Origin of the sequence: Variovorax sp. OV700, assembly GCF_900099805.1 — a bacterium.
GTDB lineage: Bacteria > Pseudomonadota > Gammaproteobacteria > Burkholderiales > Burkholderiaceae_C > Variovorax.
Genome location: NZ_FNDR01000008.1, coordinates 319402 through 331478, shown reverse-complemented (window position 1 = coordinate 331478; position 12077 = coordinate 319402). Strand labels below are relative to the sequence as shown.

At 63.5% G+C, this 12077-nt stretch carries 10 protein-coding genes and 1 pseudogene; 3 read left to right on the top strand and 8 right to left on the bottom strand.

Annotation, left to right across the window (positions count from 1 at the left end):
• The 5 genes and pseudogenes from BLR24_RS30455 to BLR24_RS20275 form a co-directional block, all read right to left on the bottom strand.
• Positions 1-94 (bottom strand): annotated as a pseudogene (locus tag BLR24_RS30455) (branched-chain amino acid ABC transporter permease); the annotation flags it as partial.
• Positions 95-332: 238 nt separating this feature from the next.
• Positions 333-1625 carry a replication-associated recombination protein A gene (locus BLR24_RS20290; RefSeq protein WP_093020158.1) on the bottom strand — a complete coding sequence of 431 codons (1293 nt, stop codon included), beginning with the start codon at positions 1623-1625 and terminating at the stop codon, positions 333-335.
• A 20-nt stretch (positions 1626-1645) separates the two neighbouring features.
• Complete coding sequence (gene lolA, locus BLR24_RS20285; RefSeq protein ID WP_093020156.1) at positions 1646-2278, bottom strand: outer membrane lipoprotein periplasmic chaperone LolA; 633 nt, start codon at positions 2276-2278, stop codon at positions 1646-1648.
• Positions 2279-2430: 152 nt separating this feature from the next.
• Entirely contained in the window at positions 2431-4833 is a 2403-nt protein-coding gene (locus tag BLR24_RS20280) for a DNA translocase FtsK (RefSeq protein ID WP_093020154.1), read from the bottom strand.
• 91 nt (positions 4834-4924) lie between these two features.
• On the bottom strand, positions 4925-5599 hold the full coding sequence (locus tag BLR24_RS20275; RefSeq protein ID WP_093020152.1) for a Crp/Fnr family transcriptional regulator: 675 nt from the start codon (positions 5597-5599) through the stop codon (positions 4925-4927).
• A gap of 185 nt (positions 5600-5784) precedes the next feature.
• On the opposite strand from BLR24_RS20275, the gene trxB reads away from it, so the two are divergent.
• From trxB to rpmG, 3 genes are all read left to right on the top strand, one after another.
• The gene (trxB, locus tag BLR24_RS20270; RefSeq protein WP_093020150.1) at positions 5785-6744 is read left to right on the top strand and encodes a thioredoxin-disulfide reductase; all 960 of its coding nucleotides are present in this window, start codon (positions 5785-5787) and stop codon (positions 6742-6744) included.
• A 170-nt stretch (positions 6745-6914) separates the two neighbouring features.
• Positions 6915-7148, top strand: coding sequence for a 50S ribosomal protein L28 (gene rpmB / locus BLR24_RS20265; RefSeq protein ID WP_007830293.1), 234 nt, complete (start codon positions 6915-6917; stop codon positions 7146-7148).
• A gap of 11 nt (positions 7149-7159) precedes the next feature.
• Positions 7160-7333 carry a 50S ribosomal protein L33 gene (gene rpmG, locus BLR24_RS20260; RefSeq protein WP_007830291.1) on the top strand — a complete coding sequence of 58 codons (174 nt, stop codon included), beginning with the start codon at positions 7160-7162 and terminating at the stop codon, positions 7331-7333.
• Between the two features lie 215 nt (positions 7334-7548).
• Here the strand turns inward: rpmG and BLR24_RS20255 are convergent, their stop codons facing one another.
• The 3 genes from BLR24_RS20255 to BLR24_RS20245 all read right to left on the bottom strand — a co-directional run bounded on the left by BLR24_RS20255 (position 7549) and on the right by BLR24_RS20245 (position 12050).
• On the bottom strand, positions 7549-8763 hold the full coding sequence (locus BLR24_RS20255; protein WP_093020148.1) for a DesA family fatty acid desaturase: 1215 nt from the start codon (positions 8761-8763) through the stop codon (positions 7549-7551).
• A gap of 133 nt (positions 8764-8896) precedes the next feature.
• Entirely contained in the window at positions 8897-10168 is a 1272-nt protein-coding gene (locus BLR24_RS20250; protein WP_093020146.1) for an RsmB/NOP family class I SAM-dependent RNA methyltransferase, read from the bottom strand.
• 28 nt (positions 10169-10196) lie between these two features.
• Entirely contained in the window at positions 10197-12050 is a 1854-nt protein-coding gene (locus BLR24_RS20245) for a M48 family metalloprotease (protein WP_093020144.1), read from the bottom strand.
• Between the last annotated feature and the right edge of the window lie 27 nt (positions 12051-12077).

Below are 12077 nucleotides of genomic sequence, written 5' to 3'. Positions count from 1 at the left end.
TGATGCCGTACACCATGGTGTAGCCCAAGGCTATCAAGGCATACATGCTGCCGAGAACCAGACCGTTGATGATCTGCTGCAGCAAAATTTCCATAACGCGTTCCTATTTGTTGCACCGTTGCGGGGTGCCATTCACCCACCGTGGCACCGGTTTGGCACCTTGGCTTGATAAGCAAAAAACCAGCCAACATGTGTCGCTGGCTGATTTGTGGGCGGGATTGTAAGCACCCACCAGCGCCGATTTGGTGCGCCTTCACCGGGGTTTACCCGCTCACGCCATGCTGTATGCGAGTGAAGTCATGCAGGGCGTGCCCGCAGTGTGAAAAGACGTATCACCCTTCGCGTTGGGTGTTGAGGCGGCGGAGCTCGCGCAGCTTTTCTGCGATACGGATTTCAAGTCCGCGTTCGACGGGCTGATAGAAGACCTGTCCCTCCAGACCTTCGGGCAAGTAGCGCTCGCCGGCGGCAAAGCCGCCCTCCTCGTCGTGCGCATAGCGGTAGCCCTTGCCGTAGTCGAGGTCCTTCATGAGCTTGGTCGGCGCGTTGCGCAGGTGCATCGGCACGGGGCGCGTGCTGTCCTTCTTGATGAGGGCACGCACTGCGTTGTAGGCGGTGTAGACGGCGTTCGACTTGGGAGCGATGGCCAGGTAGACGACGCACTCGGCCAGCGCGAGTTCGCCCTCCGGCGTGCCGAGCCGTTCATAGACCTCGGCCGCATCGAGCGCCAGACGCAGCGCACGTGGATCGGCCAAGCCGATGTCTTCGCTCGCCATGCGCACCAGCCGGCGCGCCATGTAGCGTGGGTCAGCGCCGCCATCGAGCATGCGCACGAACCAGTAGAGCGCGGCATCGGGGTCGCTGCCGCGCACGGATTTGTGCAAGGCGCTGATCGTGTCGTAGAACTGCTCGCCGCCTTTGTCGTAGCGCCGCATGCGCTCGCCGAGCACGCGCAGCAGCCATTCGTCGGCGATGTTGTCGAACTTCTCGGCACGGGCCGCGACGGCCAGTGTTTCGAGCGTGTTGAGCAGGCGCCGCGCGTCGCCGTCGGCGTAGGCGACGAGCCGGTCGATGGCCGCGTCTTCGATGGCGGGAACCGCCTGGATGGCCTGTGCCTTGGCGACGATCTGCTTCAGATCGCCTTCCGTGAGCGGCTGCAGCACGTACACCGCCGCGCGCGAAAGCAAGGCCGAGTTGACCTCGAACGAAGGGTTCTCGGTAGTGGCACCGATGAAGGTGAACAGCCCCGATTCGACGTGCGGCAGGAACGCGTCCTGCTGGCTCTTGTTGAACCGGTGCACCTCGTCGACGAAGACGATGGTGCGCTGCTGCTCCAGGCCGTCCCGTGCGGCCGTGGCGCGCTCGACCGCTTCGCGGATGTCCTTCACGCCACCGAGGACGGCGCTGATGCTGAGAAACTGCGCATCGAAGGCATCGGCCATCAGCCGTGCGATGGTCGTCTTGCCCGTGCCGGGCGGCCCCCAGAGAATGCACGAATGCGGCTGGCCTGACTCGAACGCGATGCGCAGCGGCATGCCCGGCCCCAGCAAGTGCTGCTGGCCAATGACCTCGCCGAGCGTCTTCGGACGCAAGCGTTCGGCAAGGGGTTGATGCGAACTGTTGGCCAAGCCTGCCTGTCGGGTTGCTGCTATTGCTTGATGACGTCGGCCCCGGCGGGCGCCTTGAATTCGAACACGTTGGCGGGGAGCGCCGGGTTCACTTCGACCTTGCTGAACTTGAGCACCGAGCGCTGGCCAAAGCTGTCGAGAATCTCGAGCGCGGCCAGCGCGTCGCCCTGGAAGCCGACCTGCACATTCTGCAATTGGCCGTCCTTGTTCTTGGGCGTGGCCTTGACCCACTGGAGCCCGTCACGTTCGGGCGCGGCCTCGAGCGTGAAGTCGGCCTGCAGCGCGCGCAGATCAGGGGCCGCGGCAATCAGTGCCGCAGGCGTCGAGCCCAGTGCCTGAGACTGGGCACGCTGCGTGACCTGGTTCAGGTCGGCGTCGTACAGCCAGAGCGTCTTGCCGTCGGCCACGATGCTCTGGGCAAACGGCTTCTGGTAGTCGAACTTGAATTTGCCCGGGCGCTGGAATTCGAAGGTGCCGTTCGATGTCTTGGTGCGACCCGGCTGCCCTTCACGCGGCGGCGCGGTCACGGTCTGGGTGAATTCCGCGCGGCCGGACTTGACCGTCTTCACGAAGGTCTCGAGGCTTTCGAGGCCGCCGGCCCAGGCGTTGGCGGAACAGAGAAGGCCGATCAACAGCCAATGGCGCATTTTCATTTTGGATTCCTCAGCAAGCGATGCCGTTGACCTAACCATACCCCGCGGCGCGTTGCGCCATGTGCGGGGCTTGATGAAGTTTTGCAACGCTAGCGCAGCTTTTGCAACGTGCTTGTCAGCGCGTAACGTCTGGAGCGGCGCGGTTTCGCCGCTTATTCGGCACGCGCCGGCACCAGGATCTCGCGCTGGCCGCTGCCGCTCATGGCACTGACGAGGCCGGCCTTCTCCATGTCTTCGACCAGCCGCGCTGCGCGGTTGTAGCCGATCTTCAGGTGCCGCTGCACGAGCGAAATACTGGCCTTGCGGTTCTTGAGCACCACTTCGACCGCCTGGTCGTACATCGGGTCTTTCTCGGCGTCGCCGCCCTCGCCCAGCATGTCGCCCTCGCCGTCGACCGTGCCGCCTTCGAGCACGCCCTCGATGTAGTCGGGCTCTCCCTGACTCTTGAGATACGCCACCACGCGGTGCACTTCCTCGTCGCTCACGAACGCGCCGTGCACGCGAATCGGCAAGCCGGTGCCGCTCGGCATGTAGAGCATGTCGCCCATGCCAAGCAGCGCTTCGGCGCCCATCTGGTCAAGGATGGTGCGACTGTCGATCTTGCTCGACACCTGAAACGCAATGCGCGTGGGAATGTTGGCCTTGATGAGGCCGGTGATCACGTCGACGCTGGGCCGCTGCGTCGCAAGGATCAGGTGAATGCCGGCGGCGCGCGCCTTCTGCGCGAGACGGGCAATGAGTTCTTCGATCTTCTTGCCGACCACCATCATCAGGTCGGCCAGTTCGTCGATCACCACCACGATGTGCGGCTCGCGCTTGAGCGGCTCGGGATCGTCGGGCGTGAGGCTGAAGGGGTTGTAGATGAACTCCTCGCGCGCCTTGGCTTCGTCGATCTTGGTGTTGTAGCCCGCCAGGTTGCGCACGCCCAGCTTGCTCATGAGCTTGTAGCGGCGCTCCATCTCGGCCACGCACCAGTTGAGGCCGTGCGCGGCCTGGCGCATGTCGGTCACCACGGGCGCGAGCAGATGCGGAATGCCTTCGTAGACCGACATTTCGAGCATCTTCGGATCGATCATGAGCAGGCGAACGTCGCGTGCCTCGGCCTTGTAGAGCAGCGAAAGAATCATGGCGTTGATACCGACCGACTTGCCCGAACCGGTGGTACCGGCCACCAGCACGTGCGGCATCTTCGCGAGGTCGGCCACCACGGGGTTGCCGATGATGTCCTTGCCGAGACCCATCGTGAGGAACGACTTGCCCTCGTTGTAGACCTGCGAACCGAGAATTTCGCTGAGCTTGATCGATTGGCGCTTGGCGTTCGGCAACTCGAGCGCCATGTAGTTCTTGCCCGGAATGGTTTCCACCACGCGGATCGACACCAGCGAGAGCGAACGCGCAAGATCCTTTGCCAGACCGACGATCTGCGAGCCCTTGACGCCGGTCGCCGGCTCGATTTCGTAGCGCGTGATCACCGGGCCCGGTGAGGCAAGCACCACGCGCACCTCGACGCCGAAGTCCTTGAGCTTTTTCTCGATCATGCGCGAGGTCATCTCGAGCGTGTCGGCCGACACTGTTTCCTGCCGCACCTGCGCGGCGTCGAGCAGGTCGACTTGCGGCAGCTTGCTGTCCGGCAGTTCCTTGAAGAGCGGCTTCTGGCGCTCCTTGACGACGCGATCGCTCTTGGGCACCTCGGTCATCGCGGGCTCGATCTGCACCGGTGGTGACGGCGCCCGGCGCCTGGGACGCGGCTCGATTCGCAATTCTTCATCGCCTTCGAGGCCCATCGGCTCGATGTCGCCGGCGGCACCATGCGAGAACGCCGGCTCCTCTGCTTCAGCGCGCTCGCGTGCGGCTTGCTTGCCCAATGCGATGTCGGCGGCCATCTCGCGCTTTTCGCGGCGCGACTCGAACAGCGAATACGCCCGCGCGCCGATGCGCTCGGCAATCTGGGTCCATGAGAAACGGAACACCAGCGCCGAACCGATCACGCCGGCGGCAATGGCCACCAACGCCGAGCCGGTAAAGCCCATCCAGCGAACGCTTGCGGGACCGACCAGATAGCCGAGCGCGCCGCCGCCCGAGCCCGGCAGATGGGATTCGAGCCGATACAGCCGCGACCACTCGAGAACGGCGCTCGCGCACAGCAACAGCACGAGCCCGAACCAGAACGCCAGGCGGCTGCGGTTGAAGCGGCCACGCACCGGTTGCTCGGCAGGCGCGGGCTCGCCACCGCGCAGCCAGTTAGCGAGCGAGGAGAGCCAAGCGCGCAGGCCCGCCGCGAGGCACCACCACACCGAATAACCGGCCAGGAAGTAGCTGCCGTCGGCCAGCCAGGCGCCGATGCGGCCGCCCCAGTTCTTGATTTCGCCTCCGGTGCCGGAGGTGGACCACGCCGCATCGGAGGGCGTGAAGCTCAGCATGGCCAGCAACCAGAACAGCAGCCCCGCAAATCCCGCGATCAGTGTGATTTCGTGGGCAAAGCGCATGGCGCGCATGCGCACCGGTTGCCCCTCGGCGGCGGAAGAAGATTGAAGCGTATTGAGCGAATAGGTCATGAAAAACACGGCATCCAGCCTTCGAAGTGGCGGCTGGAGGCCTGAACACTACAACAAAAGGCGGCCGCTGGAAGCGCCCGCCCCCGTCGGCTCAAGTCAAAGACAGGAGCCGTTCCTTGACGATCATGGAGCCGTCGTCCTGGGACTGGACGAATCCGCGTTCCTCGAGATCCTTCATCACGCGGCTCACCATCTCGCGCGAAGCACCCACCATTTTCGCAAGATCCTGGCGCGAGATCTTGTCGCGCACCTTGAAATTGCCCGCGCCATCGTCGATGGCGAACTCGAGCAGCGAACGCGCCACGCGCCCATAGACGTCCATCAGCGCCAGCGACTCGATCTTGCGGTCCGCATGGCGCAGGCGCTGCACGAGCCCGCGCATGATGTTGTAGGCCATCGAGGAGTTTTCGGGCAGGCAGCGCGCGAACGCGTCGCGGCCCAGCATGAGGACGTCGCACTGGATTTCGGTGCGCACCGTGGCCGAGTGCGGCTCGTCGTCGATCAGGCTCATCTCGCCGATGTAGTCGCCGGTGTGCAGCGTGGCAAGGATCACTTCGCGGCCGCGGGTGTCGGCGCTCGTGACGCGCGCCCGCCCCGTCAGGATGATGTAAAGGGCATTGGACTTCTTGCCCTGCTCGACAATGACTTCCGCCCGCTTGAAGCGCTTTTTGATGATTGCATCCGCAATGCTTGCAGATTGCGAGGATGTCAGCGAGGCGAACAACGGAACGCGCCGCAACAACTCAAGATTGGAAAGCATCGACATTTATCAATCCCTGATACCGCACGTGCAAGCCCTCCCCACCTTTGGTTTTCGATGGATTACTACAATCGCGCGCATTGAAAACACCGTGCACCCGGCGTTGAACCGGGCGGTGATACTCCATATATATCGGCTACCACCCTGAAAATGTACACGCTGACGCAGCGCAAATACTAGGCTTTCCAATCATGTCCGCTCCCCAACACGCCAAGGTTTTGATCCTCGGTTCCGGCCCTGCCGGCTATACCGCTGCGGTTTATGCAGCACGCGCAAATCTACAACCCTTGCTCATCACCGGCATTGCCCAAGGCGGCCAATTGATGACGACAACAGAAGTTGACAATTGGCCGGCCGATGTTCACGGCGTCCAGGGTCCGGAACTGATGCAGCGCTTTCTCGAACACGCCGAGCGTTTCAAGACACAGATCGTTTTCGACCACATCAACAAGGTCGACCTCGGCAAGCGCCCCTTCACCCTGACCGGCGACAGCGGCACCTACACCTGCGATTCGCTGATCATTGCCACGGGCGCATCCGCCAAGTACCTGGGCCTCGATTCCGAACAGAAGTTCATGGGCCGCGGCGTTTCGGCCTGCGCAACCTGCGATGGCTTCTTCTACCGCGAGCAAGAGGTGTGCGTGATCGGCGGCGGCAACACGGCCGTCGAGGAAGCGCTGTACCTCGCCAACATCGCAAACAAGGTCACGCTGGTCCATCGCCGGGACAAGTTCCGCGCCGAGCCCATCCTGATCGACAAGCTCCACGAAAAGGTCGCCGAAGGCAAGATCGTGCTGAAACTGCACAAAGAACTCGACCAGGTGCTGGGCGACGAAACGGGCGTGACGGGCATCCGCATCAAGAGCACGCAGAACGGCGAAACCGAGCAGATCGACCTCAAGGGCTGCTTCATCGCCATCGGCCACCATCCCAACACCGACATCTTCCAGGGACAGTTGGAGATGAAGGACAACTACATCCTGACCCGCTCCGGCTTGCAGGGCTTCGCCACGATGACCAGCATTCCGGGTGTCTTTGCCGCCGGCGACGTGCAGGACAACGTGTACCGCCAGGCCATCACGAGCGCGGGCACCGGTTGCATGGCCGCGCTGGACGCCCAGCGATTCCTCGAGCAGGATGGCACGCTCTAGACCAGCCTGCGGCCAAAAGGGCTATAATTCAAGGCTTTGCCGAAATAGCGCCACTCGCGTGGGTTCGGCAAGCCGGGGTACCGCCACCCGTTTCTGGCGAGGTCAAGCTGCAAAACACCTGCAATCTTCACGGTTGCGACGGTGCCAGCTGTTCAAGAAAGAGTGTCCTCATGGCACGCGTATGCGACGTAACGGGCAAAGGCCCGATGGTCGGAAACAACGTTTCCCACGCCAACAACAAAACCAAGCGCCGGTTCCTGCCGAACCTGCAATATCGCCGTTTCTGGGTCGAGACTGAAAACCGCTGGGTTCGCCTGCGTGTTTCGAGCGCTGCACTGCGCCTGATCGACAAGAACGGCATCGACGCCGTGCTCGCAGACTTGCGCGCACGCGGCCAAGCTTAAGGAGCTGAATCATGGCAACGAGCAAAGGCGGACGCGAAAAGATCAAGCTGGAATCCACCGCGGGTACCGGCCACTTCTACACGACCAGCAAGAACAAGAAGACGATGCCTGAAAAGATGTCGATCATGAAGTTCGACCCCAAGGCACGCAAGCACGTCGAATACAAGGAAATCAAGCTGAAGTAATTCAGCGCTGGTTTACCCAAACAAAAAACCCCCGCCAGGCTTGCCCGGCGGGGGTTTTTTGTTGCCTGTCGATCCCTCTTTCCAACTCGCGGATTCTTCTATTTCTTTGCCCTCCCCTTCTCGCGCAAGAAAAAGACGGGCGTAAAAAAGCCGGCCTGGAAGCCGGCTTTTCAGGGAGCGCAGGTTACGCGATTCGCGCGATTGTTTAAGGACCCTCAGGCCCGCGCTGCGCGCAGGCGGGTCGAGAATTCGCGCAGGCCGGCAATACCGCTGGCTTCCGCACGGTGGCACCAGGCCGCCAGATCGGCCGCCAATTGCTCGCGCGACTGCGACGTGTTGAGCCACAGCTGGCGCAGTTCTTCGCGCATGGTGACCATCTTGTCGATCACCGGGTGGGCGGCGCGTGCCTGCACGAGATGCGTGCGGGCCGATGCCGGCACCTTGTCGTCGTCGCGATGCAGCCAATTCTTGGCCGCCTTGAGCACCGAGATGTCGCCACCCTTGGTCTTGAGCGCAGCCAGCTCCGCCTTGGTGACGCGGCGCATTTCGCGCGCATAGCCGGCCATGACTTCGTAGCGGTTGGCAATGACGGCCTCGAGCGTCTTCTCGTTGGCGACGGGCTGGATGTCGCCCATCTGCATCTTCGGCGGTACCTTCTTGACCTTGGCCCAGCCGATCTTCTGCATCATCTGGATATAGACCCAGCCGATGTCGAATTCGTACTTCTTGACCGAGAACTTGGCCGAGGTGGGATATGTGTGGTGGTTGTTGTGCAGCTCTTCGCCACCGATGATCAGGCCCCAGGGCGAGACATTGCGGCTGGCGTCCTGCGCCTCGAAGTTGCGATAGCCCCAGTAGTGGCCAATGCCATTGATGATGCCGGCCGCCGTGATGGGGATCCAGAGCATCTGCACGGCCCAGACCGTCAGGCCAAGCCCGCCGAACAGCGCCAGGTTGATGACCAGCATCAGGCCTACGCCTTGCCAGCTGTAGCGCGTGTACAGGTTGCGTTCGAGCCAGTCATCGGGCGTGCCGTGGCCGTAGCGCTCCATCGTTTCCTTGTTCTTCGACTCGGCGCGATACAGCTCGGCGCCGCGCCACAGGACTTCGTCGATGCCCTTGACCTGCGGGCTGTGCGGGTCGTCTTCGGTTTCGCACTTGGCGTGGTGCTTGCGGTGAATGGCCACCCATTCCTTGGTCACCATGCCGGTGCCAAGCCACAACCAGAAACGGAAGAAATGCGAGGGGATTGGCCCCAGATCCATGGCACGGTGCGTCTGCGTGCGGTGCAGGAAGATCGTGACCGCTGCGATCGTGATGTGCGTGGTGACGAGCGTGTACAGCACGACTTGCCACCATGTGAGGTCCCACAAGCCGTGTCCGAGCCAGTCGATGGCCGCGCTCAAAACGGCAGAGTCAGGAATCAACATTGAATTAAGTACTCCATGGCCACACGAAGGTGCAACCTTTCAGTTAACCTGCGATTTTAAGGGGGCAAGGCCAAAATGAGGCCTTTTGTCCTTCCACAAAAGCGCAGATTTACCCTAGTTTGGAGTGCCGCGCCTATTTGCGGTTCCACACCGCCGCAAAGAAGCCGTCCGTCGCGTGGCGATGGGGCCAGAGTCGCAGGAAGCGGCGGCCGTCCGGCCCGCCGGCGCAGAGCTTCTCGAAGCCCTCCACCTTGAGGCCCTGCAGCAGTTCCGCCGCGTCCTGGGGCACGAAATCCGGGTTGGCGGCGCTGAAAGCCTCGGCAATGGCCTCGTTTTCCTCCGGCAGCACGCTGCACGTCGCATAAATCAGACGCCCGCCGGATTTCAGCAGGCGCGCCGCGCTTTGAAGGATGGCGGCTTGTTTGACCGTCAGCTCCTCGACCGATTTGGGCGATTGACGCCATTTCAGGTCCGGATTGCGGCGCAGCGTACCCAGGCCCGAGCAGGGTGCGTCGACCAGCACCCGATCGATCTTGCCGGCGAGGCGCTTGATGCGATCGTCGCGCTCGTGCGCAATGGCGGCCGGATGAACGTTCGAGAGCTTGCTGCGCGCAAGCCGTGGCTTGAGCGCATCGAGCCGATGCGCCGAGGTGTCGAAGGCATAGAGCCGACCGGTGTTGCGCATGGTGGCGCCAATTGCCAGCGTCTTGCCGCCCGCGCCGGCGCAAAAATCGACCACCATTTCGCCACGCTTGGCGTCCAGCAGCAGCGCGAGCAGTTGGGAGCCCTCGTCTTGCACCTCGACGGCGCCGCGCGCAAAAGCATCGAGCTTGGTCAGAGCCGGCTTGCCGTCGATGCGCAAGCCCCAGGGTGAAAACGGGGTTGCTTCAGATTTGATAGCAGCCTTGGCAAGCTCCGCCTTTACTTCTGCCCGCTTGTCGGTCAGGGCATTGACCCGGAGATCGAGCGGAGCGGGCTGCTGCAAACTCTCGACCAACGGCCAGAAACCGTCGCCCAGCTGCGCCTTGAGCGGCGTGACCAGCCATTCGGGCAGGTTGTGGCGGTGGCGCTCCAGCAGGTCTTCTTGCTTGACTGCATCGCAGTTGTCGAGCCAGCGTTTTTCGATGTCGTTGAGGGCGCTCTTCAAAAAGTCGCGCGGGTCGTAAAAGCCCAGGATCGCCATGCGGCGCTCTTTCGAACCGGTGCCCGAGGGCGAAAGATGGTCGAACAGGAGCTTCTTGCGCAAGACGGTGTAGACGGTCTCGGCAAGCGTGGCTCGCTCGCGCGGGCCGAACTCGCGGTGGTCGCGGAAAAACCGCGAAACGACCTGGTCGGCCGGGTGATCGAATTTCAGGACAAGGCCGACCAGATCGGCGGTGGCCTCCAACAGGGCTTTGGGGTGCATGCCCCGATTGTCTCAGCCGGGCGGCTCCCTACGCCGTGCGCGTCCAGATCGTTCCAAAAGCCTGCCGTTCAATGTCTTCCAAAGTCGGCGAATGGCCGGCCCAGAGAACCAGCGCCGCCCCCGGCAGGCTCAGGGTCTGCTCGAGTTGCCGGCAAAGCTGCCAGCGGTCGTCGTCGTCCATGCCGGGCAGGTCGACGAACACGATGTAGGCTCGGCGCCACGGAAACTCGCGCAAGGTCTTGCGCACCAGCCAGGCTCTCGAGATGGGGAGGCAGCGCGACAGGTCGGCCCGCAATTCGCCCAGCTCATGATCGTTCAGGTCGTGCCGGACGATCTGGCTGAAGAAAGGCGTTTCGGTGATTTCTTCCCAGGCGCGCGCCTCGGCTTCTTCGGCCTCCTTGAGACGGCCGCGCCACAGCTTGAGGGCTTCCTCGTCGTGCGCCCCCGCATCGGGATCCTCGAGCGCCGCCACGGCGTTCTTCGCAGCCCACCAGCGGCTGGCGGCGCTGGATCCGTGCAAGCGGTCGAGCACCGCCAGGCGCGCATCGCGGTCTCGCGTGGGCAGCATCTGGGCCACCCCTCGCAAGGCACCGGGATGTTCGGGGGCAAGCCGCAGCACGCGTTCATAGCGCTCGCGCACCGGCGCGGCCGGATCGAGCCGGCGTTCGGAATCGGCCCACTCGACCATTTCGTCAGGCGTGTTGCGCTCGCCCCGAGCGGCAAGAAGTTCGATGCGTTCGCGAATGCGCGCCCGGTGCGCATGGTGCTGCTTCCAGTCGCTGGCGTGGGCACGGCGCCATTGGTTGTCGAAATGCTCGATCCACTTCGCGCTGTCGGCGAGCATGCCCAGCGCCGGTTCGGTGGACCACGGCGGCACCACGGCTTTCTGGCCAAGCGCCTCGAGCCGGTCACGCAAGACAGGGTGCGTGTCGTCGAGGTCGCTGACGCGCCGCATGGCCTCGCGCAGGGCCTGGCGAGCGAATTCACTGCTGGGCGGCGTACCGGCAAGCTCCCGCAGCGCCTTGAAGGGACCGGGCGGCTGGGGCTCGCGTTCGGCGCGTGCCCAGTGCGAAGCCCAGAATTCATTGGCGTACCAGTTGCCCTTGATAGCTATTTCCGTCAGCGCGGCCGCGGCCACGGGCGTGCCCAGCAGCCGTCCGGAAATGCGGTCGGCTTCGTACTCGTCCTGCCGGGCGAGCGCGAAGGTCCGTGCCGCAAAGCGCGGAAAGTACCAGCGGAAAAAGGCCTGTGACACCAGCGCCATCACGCTTTCGTCGCGCTGCAGGCTGGCGTCCAGCTTGAGCCACGACAGACGCGTGCGGTAGATCCAGGCACTGAGCTTGCCGTGGTTGCCGCGCAAATGCCCGTACTCGTGTGCAAGCACCGACAGCAGCCGCCGCCGGTCCAGCATCATCAAGAGCGGCAAGCCGATGGAGAGGGAATTGACGGCCCCGCCGAACAGGCCGAAGCGCGGCACCTGCCGGATGCTGGCGTTGAACTCGTCGTCCAGGTAGACGCGATGGACCGGCGGCCCCTTGATCTTCTTTCGGATACGGTCGAGTGCCTCGAACAGCGCCGGCGCATCCGCGCGCGAAAGCTCGCGCCCAGCGGGTTCGTCGAATCGCACCCACAAGGCGCGCAGCGTGGCCCACAGAAGCCCGAAGGCAAACAGCAGCAGCCAGCCGCGCGAGAAACCGAAGCGCCCGCGCCCGGCGGTCAGCGCCACCCAGGCGATGATGCCGATCGACAGCGCCAGGCAGGCCATCACCCAGGCATAGCCGAGCGCGGCAAACGCCGCGACGTTGCGCCGGTAGCGCGCACTGTCGTCAGCACTGGCATGCTCGCTCAGTCGGACGAGGTGAACAAAATCAGCGCGATCCATCCGTCTTTCCTCCAACCGGACACCACA